Genomic DNA, 19,491 nt, shown 5'->3' with positions numbered 1-19,491 from the left:
ATTTCACGTTAGATAATTAATTGAATATTTTTAGGGCGAAACCAAAGTCCTGTGGTGGTACGCAGACCTGGTCACTGCACTGCATGAATTGGATGGTTCCTCTGATTGTCCCGTTTTTACCTTTTAATTTGATCCGCTGTCCGAATTCAACCTCATTTTCAAAATAGGTAACCGGCATTCCAAGTAGCTTTTCAAATTTGCTGAGCGGAGTGGGTTGAGTAACAGTTCCCAAAAGCTGATATGAACTGTCGGGTTTGAATTTAAAGTTTGTTTTAATGGGGCTGTTGGGACTGTTGCCCAGCGCATACATGTGCCATCCCGGAGCTATCCTGGCTTTCATGAGAATTTCTCCTTCATCGGGAGATTTCCGTTTAAGCGTACATTCCCACGTTATCTGACCTGTTGAAGTCTGTCCTTTAGCATGTCCGCAAAACATCATAAAGACTGTCATTACTAAAATTGCTAATCTGTTCATTTCCTTGTTTTTTAACTGTTAAACCTTAAGTTTTGTCATACAAATAGACAGGAAATATGATTTTAAAACCAGTTATAAATAGCTGTAATAGACATTTTAGTGCATGAAATGGACTGAGTACCTTTTAAAAAAAGATGGCCTGCTCAAAAGAGGTGGAAAACACGAACTGAAAAGGCTGCCCGCTTAGTTGGACAGCCTTGCAATCAAATGAGTACAATAAAATTTTTCTCTGATTTTTGAATTAGTGTTTATTGGATCTTACAGATTTTTCCGTAAGGTTTTAAAAGCATTCCTCATCTCTGATACAAAGATTTCCGGCTGTTCCCAGGCTGCAAAGTGACCGCCTTTCGGTGCTTTATGATAATAATATAAAGAAGGATATGCTGCTTTTGACCAGCTTTCAGGGGCTTGGTATATTTCATGCGGGAATACTGATATGGCCACCGGAACTTTAATATCCTTGGTTTTCTGATGTTCCGAGCTGAAATTATTGTTATTGTTTTCCCAGTAGAAACGCGATGATGAAGCTCCTGTATTGGTGAGCCAGTACAGTGTGATGTCATCAAGGATAGCATCGCGGCTGATTACTTTTTCAGGTGTGAGGTCACTCTCAGACCATTCCGCAATTTTTTCATAAAGGAATGCCGCCAATGCAGTTGGTGAATCGGAAAGCAGATACCCGGTGGTTTGTGGACGCGTTACCATCATCCCTCCATAGGCGGCGTTTCTGCCAAAGAAGGCACTCATGGAATTATAAGCTTTGGTTTCGGATTCCGAAAGGCCTGCCGGTGCAGGATCACCTGCATTGATCGGTTTCACGAGTTCCGCCGGGATGGTTGCGGGCATGTTTATGTGAATACCCAAAAGTCCTGAAGGAGCCTGTCTTGCCAGTGCATCGGAAATCACGGAGCCATGGTCACCGCCCTGAGAAACGTATTTTGTATAGCCAAGGCGTTTAACAAGCGTATCCCAGGCTCTGGCAACACGTTCAGGGTTCCAGCCCAATTCTTTTGGAATCTCGGAAAAGCCATATCCCGGGATAGCAGGTATGATGACGTCAAATGTATCCTCTGCCTTTCCGCCATATTTAACAGGATCGGTCAACGGACCTATGGCATCAATGAACTCCAATGGTGAACCGGGCCAGCCATGGGTCAAGATAATAGGGAGGGCATTCTTTTCTTTTGAGCGTACATGGATAAACTGGATATCAAGTCCATCAATCTTGGTGACAAATTGCGGAAGGGCGTTCAGCTTATTTTCCGCTTTGCGCCAGTCATAGCCATTACTCCAATAGTCGATCAGTCCTTTTAACTGTGCAAGCTGGATACCCTGGGATTCGTCGTTAACTGTTTCTTTGTCCGGGAAGCGGGTTTCTGCGATACGTCTTTTGAGTTCATCAAGTTTAGACTGTGGAATATTGATCTTGAAAGGCCTGATGGCTGCATCAGATTTTGAGGATTTCGTTTTTGTATCCTGCGCATGCGTAGTTGTCGGAATGCTTAGTGCGAACGTTGCTAACATAAGGATGGTTGTCATTTTTGTTTTCATTGCTGTTTGATTTAGATTTTACAATATCTTTCTTTTTGTTGCAGCAAATGTATTGCGGGTACGGAACGAATTAAATGGGAAACTGGTTCAATTGGACATATTCGATGTCGAGTTGGAAAATATAAGGTGCGAATCGAAGGTTCCATTTAGAAAAATGGAATAAAAAGAAGGATGAGATTATCTCTTTTTGAGACATTCTTAGCTAGCGGGATTTTAAATATAGATAAGGTTTATTTGGTTGAAATCTAGTGTTTTATAAAAAATGGAAGGATAGCCCAAGAAGCAATAGCGCACAAACGTATATTGAGATCGATTGCGTAGAAATTTCAACCTAGGGTACAAATAATAAACTAACTTCGTGTTATAACCAAATTCCTATGATCTGCATGGGGATCCTAATCTGTAATTATGGCAAAATCTAGTAGTTCGTGGCTGTTTTTATTTGTATTTGCACTAGCTTATGCTGGGATAGTGAAAGGGCAGGAAAATTTTAAATTGGATTATTTTGGTGGGGAGAAAGGCCTGTCTCATGGTAATCTTACAGGATTACTGAAGGATAGGGATGGTTTTCTTTGGATCAGTACCTGGAATGGCATCAACCGCTACGATGGGCAGCGTTTCAAAACATATAATTCTACTGAGCAAAAAGGACATGCAGTAGCAAGCCGTCGCATCATCCAAATGATTGACGGTATAAACAACGACATCTGGTTTTTAACCTATGACATGAAACTTTATCATTTTGATAAGGCTTCAGAAGATTTTTTTTCTGTATCGGAAGTCGTGGAGTCAACACAAAACAAACCGGTACAGTTCAATAAGATTTTAGCAATCGACACACAGTCGGTATGGGTAGGAAGTACAGACAATGGTTTGTTTTGCATAAATGCTCTTGGTAAACCATATAACTATTCCATTTTTAGCGCAGAGAATAAGAAGCCCAGCCATCATTTATCATCAAATAAGTTAACCTATTTCCATCAGGATGCCCAAAAGCAGCTATGGATAGGAACGAAAGAAGGGTTGCATATGCTTCAAATGGACTCTAAAGAACGATATTCATTCCGGGTGGTCCAATCATTTGACTTAAAATCTGATGGTATCTTTAAGATTGCCGAGGCTCCGGATTTTATTTATTTTTCTACCTTGAGAAATAAGTTGCTGGTGTTTAATAAACAGAAAAAAGATTTGCAACAACTGACGCTAACTCAAGGTCGCATCAATGAAATGCGGATGTCACGAGATAAAAAAAAGCTTTTTATTTCAACTTCGGCGGGTGAGCTCATTGCATTTGATGTTGCAAAGCAGGTACTACAGACAATATTGCATTTTCGGACTGGTCTGGCCGGAATGTTTGAGGATAGTAAGCATCGTTTGTGGCTTGAATCTGAGAGAAATGGTGTTGTCATGCTGGATTTAAAACATCTAAATAGCACCTATTTTAGCTCACCTTTCTTCAAAAAAAGTTCGACGGCAAATTTTAAGTGTTTTGAAGATGCCGAACATAGAGTCTGGATCAATATGCGTGGCGGTGGATTTGGCTTCTTTGATGAACAGCGGGCTGCCATCAATTTTTCTTTCAAGTCGATCAATGGGAAGAGGATTGAATTTCCTCGCTTTGTTCATGATATTGTATATGATCCTGCTGGTGTAATATGGTTTGCGGTTGAAGGTGAAGGGATGGGCAGTGTGGTGTTACAAAATAATGGCATGTCCTTTCAGTCTTTCGCCAATGAACAGAGCGAAATAGCTGATCCAGAGGTTCGTAGCCTGTTGTTTGACCGGAAAGGAAGGCTATGGGTAGGAAAAAAATTTGGAAGTATATCAGTACATGATTGGGGGAAACAGCTGCCGGTTTCTTTTATCGGTGTTGATCCCGAAGCGCTGTCTTCTGTCTATTGTTTGTTGGAAGACCGTAAGGGAACGATGTGGATGGGCACCAAGAAACATGGCCTATTAAAGGCTGTGCCCCAAAATAAGGAACGAACCTCTTATAAGCTGGAACAGTTCAGTACAACAAACAAAAAACTGGGAAGTAATCAGGTGTACTCTTTGTTGGAAGATAAACAGGGAGCTATATGGATTGGGACATATGGGCAGGGGCTTTTGCGGGCGACGGAGGTCAATGGTAAGCTGGTCTTCGAACGAATAGCGATTCGCAAAGCAGGATTGCAGAAGGATGCCTTCAGCAGAATCCGTCAGTTGTCTCTGGATGAAAAAGGGATGGTATGGGTCGCTACTACATATGGGGTGCTTGTGGTGGATCCCAACAGAAAGAAGGATCATTTTTATTTTGTGCATTACGGTGGTGATCAGGTCGCTGACAATGATGTGCAGTATCTGTACAAGGACCATAACGGAACAATGTGGATCTGCACCTCAGGAGGTGGGTTGTCAAAATCTTATGGTGACCCATTCAAAGGGCTTCAATTTGAACATTATACCGTTAAGGATGGCCTTTTTAATGATTATGTATTGAGTTGTATCGAAGATGCGGACCATAACCTTTGGTTGGGAACGGAAGGGGGGCTATCTAAGTTTGATCTCCAAAAAAAGAAATTCGTGAATTTCAACGCAAGTGATGGCTTTGGTAATATGCGATTTTCTGAAAAGACAGTAGCGCAGCAGAAGGATGGACGCATGGTCTGGGGCACAACAAAGGGAATGCTCTGGGTAGATACCAAATATTTCCAGCAGAAAAGTAGTAGGCCACAACTTCTGATGACGGGGCTTTTGATCAATAACAAAGAATTTGTACCGAGTCTTCAAAAGAAAGGACAAGAGAAAGGTATACAATATACCGATCGGCTTATTTTAGATCATAATCAAAATAATCTTTCTTTCGATGTGTCGGTTTCGGATCCTCGTCATATGCACCCTAATTTTCAATACCGCATCATGGAGGTTGACACCACTTGGCACCTGAACAATCAGATAGCACGTATTACTTATACCAACCTTAATCCGGGCGATTATACCCTGGAAATTAAAGGGGAAGATGATCTCTACGATGGGGTTCCTTATCGAAAGGTCTATTTTACGATCAACTCGCCCTGGTGGAAGACGGGATGGGCTTATTTAGCCTACGCATTCTTGCTCCTTGTAATCTCTTACGCAACTTTTAGGCTTATATTACAGTTGTTGCGGTTAAGACAGAAGGTGCTGATTGAACAACATCTAAGTGCGCTTAAGATGGAATTTTTTACCAATATTTCGCATGAATTGCGCACACCGTTGACCCTCATCCTGAGTCCCGTCAAGAAATTGATGGGTGAGGAAACGGAAGGGAGAAAACAGGTGTATATGGATATCATTCATCGAAATGCACTTCGAATGGAGCTTTTCGTCAACCAGTTGCTTGATTTACGCAAAGTACAGGAAAGCAAGCATCAATTGCAGAAAACGCAGTTTGACATGGTCGTAATGCTCTCGGATGTGCTGCTCACATTTATGGCATCGGCCGAGGCAAAACAGGTGTATTTTAAAGTTGAGATGGCTTTTAAAGAATTATGGGTGCACCTGGATCAGGAGAAAATGGAGATAATCCTGTATAATTTGCTGTCAAATGCGCTAAAATATGCCCCTGAAGGGAGTACAATTGAGATCCAGCTAAACCTGAGGCAGCAAATAATGTACATCGACATCGCTGATGAGGGGCCAGGGGTGCCTAGCGGCACACTTCCTTATATTTTTGATTTATTTTACACCGAAAATAGCAACGGAGCTTATAAAAGAAAAAGCACCGGGATAGGTCTTGCTCTGGCCAAGGAGTTTACTATGCTGCACCAAGGGCATATCTATGCAGTAAACAGACCGCCTCATGGTCTTCAGGTTACTGTCGAAATCCCCATTCCGAATGCCTCAGGCCTGCCGGGGAGCCATTCCGGAAGCTTTGCCTTTGGCGATGTAAAACTCGAAGTCCGTGGGTATGCCGATAGTGGTTTACAGGAGAGCAGGGCAGAACGAAAGGAAACATTGTTGGTAGTTGAAGACAATGCTGATCTGCGCCTGTTTTTAAAGGAGCAGCTATCATCCTATTATCATGTGGAAGTAGCTACAAACGGTAGTGAAGCCCTGGAACAGATTCGCTCCATGGTACCTGATTTTATATTAAGTGATCTGATGATGCCACAGATGGATGGCATTGGATTGTTGAAAGAGGTTCGTCAAGATGTGCGGATTTGCCATATCCCGTTTGTATTGCTGAGTGCTAAACATGCTGTTGAGACTCAAATAGAGGGATTGAGTTATGGCGCCGATTATTATATTACGAAGCCCTTCGATCCCGCTTTTTTACTGACAGCCATTGCCACTTTACTGCAGAAAAGAAGGACCTATTTTGAACAGATGAGCGGACGAAAAAAAGCTGTAGTACAAGCATCCGATGTACAGATTGATGATAAGGATAAAAAATTTCTGGAGACAGTTGTTGAGGTGGTGGAACGGTATATGAATCAATCGGATTTTAATATTGATTTAATCGCCGAACAGTTGAATTTGTCCCGAAATACCTTTTACAAAAAATTCAAGAGCCTGACGAATATGGCTCCGGTAGAATTCGTACGTGAACTACGTTTGCAAAAAGCAAAACTATATTTTGATGCTGGTATGGAAAATGTATCCGATGTAGCTTATCGTGTAGGATTTAATAACCCCAAATATTTTAGCACGAGTTTCAAGGAAATGTTTGGCATCTCTCCAAAAGAGTATGCCATGCAAAAAAAAGATAAGACAGTATAACTGATTTGAGGTGTGTTTTATCGCGTTTTTTTACTTTAAATGTGTTTGTAATGAGGTCTTTATAAAAATCTGACCTTTTTTATCAATTATTGAACCTATAATTTGTTATGCTCCGGTAGCTTTGAATATTGCTGGCGACAGGCCTGACAATTAATGTTACTAGAACCAATTATAGACTTCAAATGATTAGACAAACTCTTGTATCTATTTTATTGACGTATGTGCAATTCTTCTCTCCTTTTTTAACTTATGCAGACACATTTAAGGCGAAAAGAACCGATAGCCTATATCATGCGGTGGTAGCTGCAGATCAGACCGGCGACTATACGTCCATCCAGGAGGCGATTGACAATGCACCTCAATACTGCCGTGCCCCTTATCGCGTCCTTGTGAAAAATGGCGACTACAACGAAGTCGTCTTGATACCAAGGGAAAAAAGTTTTATCCATTTAATTGGACAGGATAAGGAGAAAACACGTATTCATTTTAAATTAAACGTACAGTCTGCTCCCAAACTCGATTCGAAATCGTATAAAACGGACACCGCGGCGTGGAGATTTTCTGTCCACAATCCACAGGCAGCAGTATATCGCTTTCCGGGAGCAGTGGTATTGGTAAACAGCGATGATTTTTATGCTGAAAACATCAGTTTTATAAACGATTGGGGCTTCGAGCAGCGAAGTGGTCCACAGGCCTTGGCACTGTGTATCCAGGCTGACAGAGCTGCATTTAATAATTGCATTTTCCGCTCTTTTCAAGATACCTGGATGACCAGCACGCGTAAGCCCAATGATCGGGTCTATGTGTACAATTGTTGGGTAGAAGGAGCTGTGGATTATTTTTATGGGGGAGGAAATGCGTATGTTGAGCAAAGCACATTGTATAATCTACGTAGCGGATCGGTCATTGTAGCACCAAGCCATACGGAGGAAACTAGATGGGGGTACGTATTTAAGCATTGTACGATCGACGGAAATAGTGCGGCTGCAGATGGAAAACTAAAGTTGGGTCGCCCATGGCACGATCGGCCCAAGGCCGTATTTCTTTACACCCGAATGAATATCCAAGTGTCCTCAGAAGGCTGGGCAGATATGGGCGGAATCCCTGAGATATTTGCTGAGTACAAGAGTGTAGATTCAACAGGGAAGGCGATTGGTCCCGAAAATCGTAAGACACATTTTACAAACAGAAATAATGAGACGGGAATCTCAAAAGCAGCATTGACCGATTCGGAAGCCGCAAGCTACACATATGAGAAGGTGATTATGGGTAATGACCGGTGGGACCCCCGTAAATTTATCTCTTCTAACGCTAAAATATGGAAGTGACATCGCAGAAGTTAAAATAGCCAAGAAATTATAAATCAAATCTTATGAGAAATAATCAATTAACGCCATTTGATGGAATGAAGTTTCCTTTGTTTCATGCAATGCAGCGGCGGAAAAATTTGTTGCATTCTGATGGAATTAGGAATGTGCCTTATTACCACAGGCCGAGCCGGGCGAATATTGGCTTCCTACTGGTCTTTCTCTCGACTACCATTCAGATCAAGGACGTTTATGCGGCGACGATGGTGCTAAAGGATAATCCGGATAGGCATACGCAATGGATAGCTCAGCGGTCTATCGCTGTTACAGGTAAGGTATTGGACGAGCAAGGAGCACCGATAACAGGGGTGACTGTACGTTTAAAATCTAGTGGTCAGGTGACGTCCACTGATCAATCTGGAAGCTATACTATTAAAGAGATTCCCGAGAATGCTATTCTGGTATTTGCTTATGTTGGAAAAAAGAGTCAGGAAATTCAGGTAAGTGGGCGAACTAAAATAGATGTCGTTCTGGTGGATAATACACTGATGATGGATGAAGTCGTCGCCATCGGATACGGGACTACAAAACGGAAAGACCTGACAGGCTCGGTGGCTTCAATCAATGCGGAGCAATTGAAAGACCTGCCTACAGTATCTGTACTTCAGGCTATATCCGGTCGTCTGCCCGGCGTGAACGTCACTATAACAGAAGGTTCACCTGATGCTGAGATAAAAGTACGTGTGCGCGGGGGAAGTTCCATTACACAGGATAATTCACCCCTGTATATCGTTGACGGGTTTAGGGTGGCAAATATCAACGATATCCCGATGGCAGACATTGAGAATATTGATGTTCTTAAGGATGCCGCCTCTACAGCGATCTATGGCTCGGAAGGAGCCAATGGAGTAATCTTAATTACGACCAAGTCTGGGAAAGGAGGGAGCCCAAAGATTACGTTCAACTCTTATCTGGCCGCAAGTAAAGTGTACAACCTCACTGAGGTACTGTCGCCCTATGAATATGTATACTGGCAGCGCGAGCTTGATCCTTCCATGGCAGCGAATAACAGTTTTAATTCGATGTACGGATTATGGGAGGATGTGGATATTTACAAATCCAAGGCTAGTCTCAATTGGCAGGATAAATTATATGGAAATACAGGGCTGCAGCAAAATTATAGCTTAGGGATGACAGGCGGTGATAAGGATGGAAGCCTGACCTATAATCTGAACTATACACGCGATGACGAGGATTATATCATGTTAAACTCAGCCTATCAGCGTGATTATGTAAGTGCGAAGCTCAATAAGAAAATCAGTCCCAAGCTTTCATTTGAGTTTAACTCACGGATGTCCAATACTAAGATCACGGGCCCGAGTATATCTGATGGACGCAAACTGCGGGAAGCTGTTAAATATGCTCCTGTTCGCAGTCTGGCGTCCCTGACCGAAGGTGCTCTTGGTGGAGCAGAGGACATCACGTCAGCTGAAGCGCTGAGCTCACTCAACGACCCCGTCGTAAATGTCGTGAATGAGTATAAAGATCAGCATCGCTTTAATTTAATCTTCAACGCGGGGCTGAACTGGAAGATTGCCAGAGGATTGAGCTTTAACGCCAAAGGTTCTTATGGTTTCAATAAAAATTTTACGGATAATATCTGGATAAAGGGCACTGGACAGTCCAGTGCCAACGGTGGTCAGCCCGTCGCACGGCGTGAAGATCAAAAAGGAGCATTGTGGTCTTTCCAAAATGTGCTGACTTACGATTTCAAATTGCAGGAAAATAAGCATCGTTTTACGATCGTCGGAGGACAGGAGATGACAAACAACGAACAAAATGATATGTTGCTGGAATCTAAGTTTTATCCGAAGGACTTTTCGGCAGACGATGTGCTTGCGATGTGGAATTATGGCACTCCTTCGCCCACCTATACGACCATCCGTGAACCATCACGGACCACCTCCTTCTTTTCACGGATTAACTATACGTTCAATGACCGTTACATCCTGACATTGACAGGTAGGGCGGACGGTAAAAATGTATTTGCTCCGGGCAACCGATGGGGATTTTTTCCGGGTGCTGCTTTTGCATGGCGATTTTCGGATGAGTCGTTCATGGCAGGGACCAAAGCATGGCTTGCTGACGCAAAATTGCGTGTAAGCCATGGCTCTGTCGGTAATGCGCGTGTAGGGTCTTACTGGCGACAGGATTATGATTTTATTAATGCCGCCAATCAATTGTATTATATTGGGGAAACTCCACAGAGTGCATTGCGGACGAAGACTACATTGAAGAATGAAAATTTAACTTGGGAAAGCACGGTGTCCAGTAATATAGGTTTGGATCTTTCCTTGTTTAAAAATCGATTGAATCTAACTGTCGATGCCTATAATAATATTACAAATGATCTAATCCTGCAGGTGCCCTTGCCTTCGAGCTCAGGTTATGCCAATCAATATCAAAACGTGGGAAGTACAGCCAACCGTGGGATTGAATTTTCAGCCTCTGCAGTACTGATAGAAAAAAAAGATTTTCGCCTAACAGCAGATTTTAACATAGCCTTTAACCGTAACAAGATTCGTAAGCTGATCGATGGTTTGAATGAAATGACAACGCCAGCCTCAGCCTGGTTGGATTTTGGACGCGACGATTACCGGGCTATTGTTGGGCAACCACTGGGATTGATGTATGGTTTCAAACAAGACGGATTCTATTCCTTCAATGATTTTACATTTGACGAAACGCAAAATAGATGGCTATTGAATAAAGGGGTAGCGGATGTTTCGAAGGTGATGTCAAGGAGCGGTAATTATTTTGGACCTGGCCATATCAAGCTTAAAAAGTTGGATGGAGAAGGTCAGACGATCACCTTGGAGGATGACAGGATGGTCATTGGGCATGCACAGCCCAAGCATACAGGCGGATTGATGCTGAACATGCAATACAAAAGTTTTGACCTGGCCGCGATGTTTAACTGGTCTTACGGCAATGATATATATAATGCGGATAAGATCGATTTTATGGCTTATGAAGGGTCTAAGCGGTATCAAAATATCAGTGACGAAATGCGTCTTTCCCAGCGTTTTACGACAATTGACCCGGCGACAGGTGCGAATATCATGTTTGGGAATGATGCTAACCCCGAACTCTTTCGGTCACTCAATGAAGGGAAGACAATGTGGAACCCTATGGCGGCAAATGGTCGTATCCTGACCGACTGGGCTATCGAAGACGGTTCGTTCCTTAGACTGAGTAATCTTACACTTGGTTATACATTACCTACCCATATCGCTAAACGCTTGTTGATGCAGAATTTACGTATTTATATCGCAGGCTATAACCTGCATGTCTGGACAAAATATAGCGGACAGGATCCCGAGGTCGATACCCAACGTAATCCCTTGACGCCCGGAGTAGGATATTCTGCCTATCCGAAAGCGCGAAAGGTGTTATTTGGATTAAATGTTACATTTTAAATAAAAGAAAATGAAAAAGATAATCTTTATTGCTGTCGTCGTACTGGCGTGTATGAGTTCCTGCAAAAAATATCTCGACACTAGTTCTCCTTCTTCATTGAGCGGAGAAACTGTATTTAAGACGAGTTCGATGACCAAGGCAGCAGTCATGGGGTTGTATGGGAAAATGACCGATACTTATATCTATGGCCAAAAGCTTTCGGTTAACTGGCAAGGAGTTTCAGATACGGAATCTAACGGTCAATTCAGTGAGACCGGCTATATTTCACAGACAGATGATTTTGGTGCCGGCAATTATTTTGGACACGCCAATAATTCTACAACAAGATGGCAACGTTTGTTTGAGTTTGCCGAAATGGCGACAGCTGTAGTCGATGGCATACGCAAATCACCAATTTTAATCAGTGAAGCCAATACCATGAATCCCCTGTTGGGAGAAGCATTGACATTAAAATCCCTGGCTTTTTTTGAGTTGGCCCGTTATTGGGGAGATGTTCCTTACAAAAAAGAAGCGTCCAAGTCTGATCTGTCGAATGTGTATTTACCAAAATCGGATAAGGATACAATATACCATTATTTGGTGAAGGATCTAGAAGAAGCGCAGTCATACCTCCCTTATAAAGGTGGAAATAGCGAATATGGTACCGTAGAACGTGTGACAAAAGGTTTTGCAAAAGGTTTGTTGGCACGTGTAGCATTATTCGCCGGCGGTTGGTCGCTCCGGGATAGCAAAACTTTTCCCAACTCCACTGCTGAAAAGCATCCTACTATACCTGAGATCAACGGCTACTATGTGGGACGTCCGCAGAACTGGAAGGCGTATTATCGTATTGCAGCCCAACAGACTGCTGAATTGATTGGATCTGCGGATAATCCGCATCGTTTGGATCCGGATTTTGAGAATATATGGTCCTCAGTATGTGGCAATCGTTCAAATGTGGCAAATGAGAACTTATTTGAAGTAGCCTTTGGTATGGGGAACAATGGTGATATAGGTTCGCTGATGGGCTACGGTGTAGATGGAAACTCAAAGTATGGTTCAAGGGGCTTCGGGGGGAGCTATGTGACCTCGACCGCTTATTATTTTTATTCCTTTGACAGGGAAGATAAACGGCGTGACGTGACGCTCACCTGGATCGGCTATGGCGCAGATAATAAAGAGAAAGTCAGCAGCAACCCGAATGATGTAAAATTTGGCAAATGGAGGATATACTGGATGTCTAACGCATACCTCGCCATGCATAAGACCGCTACAGGACGTATTGCTACTGGAGTAAATTGGATCTTGATGCGATATGCAGATGTCTATCTCATGTACGCTGAAGCACAAAGTCAGCTGGAAAATCCGAATGCCGTACATCAAGCCGCCGGGATATCACCAAGACAGGCCTTGGAAAAGGTAAGGGAAAGGGCATTTGGTACAGGATCATCAAAAATACAATCATATGATGCTAATTTTTTGGACGCAGTGATTAATGAGCGGGCCTGGGAGTTTGGTGGCGAGTCTGTCCGCAAACAAGATCTGATCCGTTGGGGATTGCTGTACAAAAAAATTGAAGATATGAAAATGGCGCTTTGCCTCATGTACGACCATAGTAAACCAGTGAAGATATTTGATAAAAGCTATCAGCCTGCTCAATTTCCGTCTACGGTATATTTCCGTTATAAAGACGGTGAATATATTGACAGGACTTCCTTGAATTATTATGGTGATTTACCCGCTGCTCCGGGAGGCGATTATCAATCAGTCCGATGGTTTCCACAGGATGCTGCCAAGCCAGAAAAAACAGAATCAGGCAAAGTATACAATTATACGATATGGCCGATTAGAGCCCTATTGGCAGGAACTGGATTGATGGCTACATACAACTATTCAGCATTTCTGTCCACATTGAAATATGGTGCCGAAATTCAAGCTCAGCTCAATCAGTATAAAATGGGCAATAGTGTCTGCAATTATCGATACGTTTATCCGATCTATATCGATGATATCCGGGAAGCAAGAGGCTATCTGAGTAATGCCTATGGGTACTAACATCAAACATATGGTTTTATGAAAAAGATAATTTTAAATATCATCATGCCGCTGGCATTGGTTTTCAACCTATTCAGCTGCAAGAAGGCCAACGATTGGGAAGTCGATGTTTCACATCAACGGCTCTTTAAGTCCTTAAAGTTTGCTACTAGTATCGTTGGCGCAACTTCGGTGGAGATTGCCTACACCCAGACAGTTGCCGCGCAAAAATATATTTTTGAATTCAGTAAAGACAGTCTGCAATTTTCTGAAATTGTTAAAACAGTGGAAATATTGGCCGATACATTAACTCCATTTGCGCCATCCACTATTCCGGCCCGGGTCGAATACCGTACCTTATTTGACGATCTGGAGGGACTGACGGGTTACTCGGTCAGAATGAAGGGACTAAATACTGAAACCGGTGATGAATCCAACTATTTGCAATTGTATTTTAAGACAGCTGCGGAACAGCTATTCAACAAATGGACCCTTGGAGTAACTGAAATTGAACTCTACTGGCCTGCGACAGATCGCGTCACCCATGTCAGTGTTTTTGATGCGGAGAAAAATACTGAATTGCAGAAAATACCCTTATCCGCGGCCAATAAAGCAGAAGGTCGCATCAAAATTGAAGGGTTACAAGCGGGTACAAACTATCGAGTGGCAATTTTTAATGAGCAAAATGAGCGAGGTGCGAAGCTATTAAAAACCTTGGGACTGGCTGGTGGTGAAATGATAACAGTAAATCCGGGAGATGATATTCCAACATTGGTCAGTTCAGCAATTGCCCGTGGAAAAACCAATATTGTGTTGGTATTTGCCGGGGGCAAAACGTATGATTTGGCTAATGTAGTGATTCCTGCGGGGATCAGTAACCTAAATCTAACGGGTATCTCAGATGCCAATGGCAATAAGCCCAAATTAAATCTTATGGGACTACAGTTCACTGACTTGATCTTGGGCGAGGTGCTGTTTGAAAACCTCTCAATTCATGCCAACGGAAGCCCTTTTCTAATATCTCAGGATAAAAATGGCGCGAGCGTAATTGCTTACACTTTTAAAAATTGTTATATCGAAAGGTTTGGTAGCGGAGTAGTTCGTCTTAATAACGCCGTTACTGTAGCAGGAATAAATTTTGACAATTGTGTGGTTGATAAAATTGGCGGATATGGTGTAGTCAATATCGGAGGCAGTACCGCAAGTGTCGATTCCATCTCCATAACCAACAGTACCTTTACCGATTTGACGACGCAGTTGATGGACGTCCGTGTTGCTGTTGGAAAAATTGTAGTTGGAAATTGCACCTTCTACAATCAAAATTCGGCCATGTCTCAATTGCTACGCTTTGATACAGCACGATTGCCTTTGGCCTTTGTCGGTAGCAACAACATTATTTCAGGGATGAACGGCGGCGGTCGTTTAAATGCAACCAGCTATGATCATGCTAGTTTTGGTCTCAAAATTTCATTTGCCGGAAGCTATCGGACAAATGAATTGCAGATAGAAAGAGCATCAAGAGATTTCTCGGAGATCACCGTCTTCAGCGGCAGCGCGGATGACCTGTTTGTGGATCCGACCAATAAAGACTTCCGCATTAAAGCGGGCAACGGGTTTGGTGGACGCGGTACCGCCGGAGATCCACGTTGGTTTGAATAGGTAAACAATAGTCCATGACATATATGTCATGGAATCCGAAACTGGATGCTATCGGATATATGTCATGGACAAATAGATGCAAAAAAGAATATGAAGAAATTAATATGGAGTGGGATGTTGTGTCTAATGACTTGGCCAATACTCTATGCGCAGCATATTGCAGCCTTTCCTGGTGCTGAAGGTGGTGGTATGTATACAACGGGAGGTCGTGCCGGTGCGGTCTATTATGTTAACACTTTGGTTGACGAAGATCGTGGCGATGCCAAAACGAAAGAAGGTTCGTTACGCTGGTGTCTTCGGCAAGATGGAGCGAAAACGATTTTATTTAAGGTAGGTGGGACAATATGGCTTCAGCAGCGATTGTCAATAGACAAGGGGAATTTGACTATAGCAGGGCAATCAGCTCCCGGCGGCGGGATCACGTTGGCCGGTAATCCTGTATCCGTCGATGCTGATAATTTGATCATCCGTTTCATCCGCTTCCGAATGGGAGACCTGCAACTCGTTGGCCGGGAATCTGATGGTGCAGATGCCCTTGGAGGCCGTCAAAGGCAGCATATCATAGTTGACCATTGTTCGATCAGTTGGAGTACTGATGAATGTGCTTCCTTCTATGACAATAAAAATTTCACGATGCAATGGTGTATTGTTTCGGAAAGTCTCCGTCTCTCGGGGCATTCCAAGGGGCCGCATGGCTATGGCGCGATATGGGGTGGGGTACAAGCTACCTTTCATCATAATCTCTTAGCGCATCATGATAGTAGGACCCCTCGATTGGGCCCCGGTGCACGCTATGCTGGACAGGATACGACCGATATACGTAATAATGTAATATACAATTGGAACGGGAACGGAGCGTATGGTGGCGAAGCCATGTGTGTTAACATTGTTAATAACTTTTATAAACCTGGACCTGCCACGGGCAAAAATATAAAGGATAGGATTATAGCTATTAATGCGAAAACAGAAGAACAACCCTTCCCGAGCATCAAAGATGTATGGGGGAAATACTTTGTAAATGGAAATCTACTGGCTCACAACCCCAGGATTTCTTCAGATAATTGGCAAGGGGTGCGTATCGTGGGCGAGCAAACACAAGCGGGAATCAGATTGGACAAGGAGATACCTGTGCAGGGAACTATTCGTACCCATGATGCACAGACCGCCTATGAGAAAGTATTGACCTACGGCGGAAACTGCTATGTACGTGATGCCGTAGATCAGCGGATCATCACCGAAACACGTAAAGGGACCGCTACTTTTCGGGGCAAGAGCATTCATAACGGCGAAGGAGGAAAATGGAAAAGTTTACAGTACCCGCGCAAAGGTTTGTTGGACTCACAGCAGGATACAAATCCATATCCAGCTAATTCGTATGGCGCATGGCCAATTTTGTCAGCCGGCGTTGCCGTTCAGGATAGTGACCGGGACGGTATACCAGATGGTTGGCTTGAGAGGCATTATCCGGGCAAAAAAGCCAAGGACCTGAATGAAGCAGGCTATACTTATTTAGAAGAATATCTCAATGAACTGGTGCTTCCCATTACGGAAGGGCAGATCTAAATGCTTTATGGGACAATCGTGTAATAGAATTAATAAAATAAAAATAGATGGTTAAGAAAATCGAAAAAAATGGCTTGGTGATAGTGAGTTTATGCATGATGCTCGGAATATGCAGTCAGATACAGGCTCAGTCAATAGAAAGCCCATATCATTGGAATAACCTCCCCGAAGTGGAACTGCCTCAATTTCGAAAAGACACACTCAATATCGAGAAATTTGGCGCAAAAGGGGACGGTTATACTTTAAATACAAAGAGTATAAACGAAGCAATTTCTGCCAGTAGCAAAAGTGGTGGTGGTGTCGTTGTGGTGCCAGCAGGCTATTGGCTCTCGGGACCGATAACACTAAAAAGCAATGTAAACTTGCATTTGGATGAAAATGCGTTTCTACAGTTTACAGCTGATTTTGACGAGTATAAAATCGTAGCAGGTAATTACGAAGGGAAAGCTTCGGCACGGAATCAATCTCCGATAAGTGGTACGGAGCTTGAGAATGTCGGCATAACAGGAAAGGGGATCATAGATGGCAATGGAGATGCCTGGCGAATGGTCGGTAAAGGTGCATTGACTGAAAGCGAATGGAAAGCCAAAGTTGCGTCTGGCGGATTGGTCAGTGCAGACGGTAAAACTTGGTACCCAAGTGCAAAGACTAGGCTTGCACATGAGGAAAAACGGTCCGTCCTGTTGGCAGATGGCAAAACATTGGCTGATTTTGAAGCGATCAAAGACTATTTAAGGCCTAATTTGCTTGTTTTGACTAAGTGTAAAAAAGTGCTGCTTGAGGGTGTTACCTTTCAAAATTCGCCAGCCTGGAATTTGCATCCGGTCATGACACAGCATCTCACCATACGGGGTGTGAAAATCAAAAATCCGGATTATGCCCAGAACGGTGATGGTATTGACGTTGAATCCTGTGCCAATGTGCTGATTGAGCATTGTATTTTGGACGTAGGTGACGATGCGATCTGCATAAAATCAGGTAAAGATGAAGAAGGTCGCAAACGGGGAATAGCAACCGAGCGGGTAATTATACGACATAATAAAGTGTACAAGGGGCATGGTGGTTTTGTGGTAGGTAGTGAGATGTCTGGCGGTGCACGGGATATTTTTGTCGAGAACTGCACCTTTATGGGGACGGACAAAGGACTTCGTTTCAAGACCACACGGGGCCGTGGCGGGATTGTGGAGAATATCCATATCCGCAATATCAATATGAATAATATTGTACAGGAAGCTATATATTTTGATATGTACTATTGGACAAAACCGCCTCAGGCAAATGAAGTACAACAAGTTCCGCCGGTAACTGTCGAAACACCCCAATTTCGGAATATTGCTATCGATGGGATTACGTGCAGGGGAGCTCAAGTAGGAATCTTTGTTCGGGGTTTGCCAGAGATGCCGGTACGGCAGATAAGCATGGTGAATTTAAATATAACGGCCAACAAGGTAGTTGAGTTGAAAGACGCAGCAGATATTACGCTGAAAAATGCGTTTCTACATTCAAAAAATGATGAAAGTGCAATCATTTATATTGAAAACGCCGCTGACCTACGATTTGAGGATTTGCGTTTTGACGGAAACCAGTCTCCCCAAGTGGAGGTAAATGGGCCGCATGCTTCCAATATTGTTTTTAATCAATCGAACATCGATAAAAGAAAGTTGAACTTTAACCACGGCGCAAAGACGAATGCTGTTAAAATCAATTGACGTATGAAAATGTTAAACAGTTGGCACAGTGAATGGGAGCACTTATCATTGGGCTGTAGACTTAAATCTGAATACATATGAAAAAGTTGCTGACGATTTTATTGTCTTTGGTATTTTTCCTGGCATCTGCTCAAGAGCCGATACCATTGTATGGGAAAGTAAAGCCCAATAGCAAGGGGCAAAAGCTGTCGGATAGTATAACGAACGAACGTGTTTATCAGGTCGGTGAACCACGAATTATTCCTTTTCTTGTTTCCAAGGAAGAAAATTCAGGAAGTTCCGTATTGATTATTCCCGGTGGTGGTTATGCCCGACTGGCTTATATCATCAGTGGAACACAGTTGGCCAAATGGTTCAATACCATTGGTATTAATGCCTTTGTACTGATCCATCGCTTGCCACACTCACCTGATTTGATCAATAGGTCACTGGCACCCCTGCAGGATGCACAACGGGCCATCCGGTTAATCCGCGCTAAAGCCGCTGACTGGCATTTGGATCCCGATCGTGTTGGGGTAATGGGTAGTTCGGCGGGCGGGCATCTGGCAGCATCCTTAGCAAGCATCGAACAGCCTGTCCAGTCTTTGCGCGATAGTATAGATCAGTTAAGCAGTAAACCCAATTTCAGTATATTGGTGTCGCCGGTCATTACGATGGAGGGCGATTTTGCACATCGCGGGAGTGTGGAAAATCTCTTGGGAACAGTTGACGATCCATCTAAAAAAGAACTGTTCAGCATACAGAAGCAGGTGACCGGCACAACACCGCCGACATTTTTGGTTCACGCCCAAAATGATAAGACCGTTTCGGTGCAAAATAGCTTACTTTATTATCAGGCTTTACAAGCTCATCATATACCAGCCACACTACACATCTTTCCACAGGGAGGGCATGCCATTGCACTCGTCAACAATCCGGGATCTACCGCTATTTGGCCCGAGATATGTGTGGCTTGGCTACAAGAAATTCAAATGATCAAACCATAATCTAGCAA

Annotated in this window: 10 protein-coding genes; 8 read left to right on the top strand and 2 right to left on the bottom strand. The window is 43.3% G+C overall.

Translation table 11 applies throughout. The features are described from left to right. Positions 1-16: 16 nt before the first annotated feature. Together DCO56_RS05785 and DCO56_RS05780 are read right to left on the bottom strand one after the other, a co-directional pair. A complete protein-coding gene (locus DCO56_RS05785) occupies positions 17-475 on the bottom strand; it encodes a protein-disulfide reductase DsbD N-terminal domain-containing protein (protein ID WP_108632745.1) in 459 nt (152 codons plus the stop codon). A gap of 258 nt (positions 476-733) precedes the next feature. Next, the gene (locus DCO56_RS05780) at positions 734-2,026 is read right to left on the bottom strand and encodes an epoxide hydrolase family protein (RefSeq protein ID WP_108632744.1); all 1,293 of its coding nucleotides are present in this window, start codon (positions 2,024-2,026) and stop codon (positions 734-736) included. Positions 2,027-2,434: 408 nt separating this feature from the next. Between DCO56_RS05780 and DCO56_RS05775 the strand changes: the two genes are divergently transcribed. The 8 genes from DCO56_RS05775 (at position 2,435) to DCO56_RS05740 (ending at position 19,483) form a co-directional block, all read left to right on the top strand. Further along, positions 2,435-6,766, top strand: coding sequence for a hybrid sensor histidine kinase/response regulator transcription factor (locus tag DCO56_RS05775; RefSeq protein WP_108632743.1), 4,332 nt, complete (start codon positions 2,435-2,437; stop codon positions 6,764-6,766). A gap of 182 nt (positions 6,767-6,948) precedes the next feature. Further along, positions 6,949-8,094, top strand: coding sequence for a pectinesterase family protein (locus DCO56_RS05770; RefSeq protein WP_108632742.1), 1,146 nt, complete (start codon positions 6,949-6,951; stop codon positions 8,092-8,094). A gap of 44 nt (positions 8,095-8,138) precedes the next feature. Beyond that, positions 8,139-11,552: a SusC/RagA family TonB-linked outer membrane protein gene (locus tag DCO56_RS05765; protein ID WP_108632741.1), complete on the top strand. Its 3,414-nt coding sequence runs from the start codon at positions 8,139-8,141 to the stop codon at positions 11,550-11,552. Positions 11,553-11,562: 10 nt separating this feature from the next. Then, complete coding sequence (locus DCO56_RS05760; protein ID WP_108632740.1) at positions 11,563-13,587, top strand: RagB/SusD family nutrient uptake outer membrane protein; 2,025 nt, start codon at positions 11,563-11,565, stop codon at positions 13,585-13,587. Positions 13,588-13,605: 18 nt separating this feature from the next. Beyond that, positions 13,606-15,225: a DUF5123 domain-containing protein gene (locus DCO56_RS05755; RefSeq protein WP_108632739.1), complete on the top strand. Its 1,620-nt coding sequence runs from the start codon at positions 13,606-13,608 to the stop codon at positions 15,223-15,225. A gap of 90 nt (positions 15,226-15,315) precedes the next feature. Continuing rightward, a complete protein-coding gene (locus tag DCO56_RS05750; protein ID WP_108632961.1) occupies positions 15,316-16,788 on the top strand; it encodes a pectate lyase family protein in 1,473 nt (490 codons plus the stop codon). Positions 16,789-16,835: 47 nt separating this feature from the next. Beyond that, on the top strand, positions 16,836-18,497 hold the full coding sequence (locus DCO56_RS05745) for a glycoside hydrolase family 28 protein (protein WP_108632738.1): 1,662 nt from the start codon (positions 16,836-16,838) through the stop codon (positions 18,495-18,497). Between the two features lie 77 nt (positions 18,498-18,574). After that, the gene (locus tag DCO56_RS05740) at positions 18,575-19,483 is read left to right on the top strand and encodes an alpha/beta hydrolase (RefSeq protein ID WP_108632737.1); all 909 of its coding nucleotides are present in this window, start codon (positions 18,575-18,577) and stop codon (positions 19,481-19,483) included. The last annotated feature ends 8 nt before the right edge of the window (positions 19,484-19,491 follow it).

It is taken from the genome of Sphingobacterium athyrii, assembly GCF_003071065.1.
Lineage (GTDB): Bacteria > Bacteroidota > Bacteroidia > Sphingobacteriales > Sphingobacteriaceae > Sphingobacterium > Sphingobacterium athyrii.
This window is presented reverse-complemented; position numbering and strand designations above follow the sequence as displayed.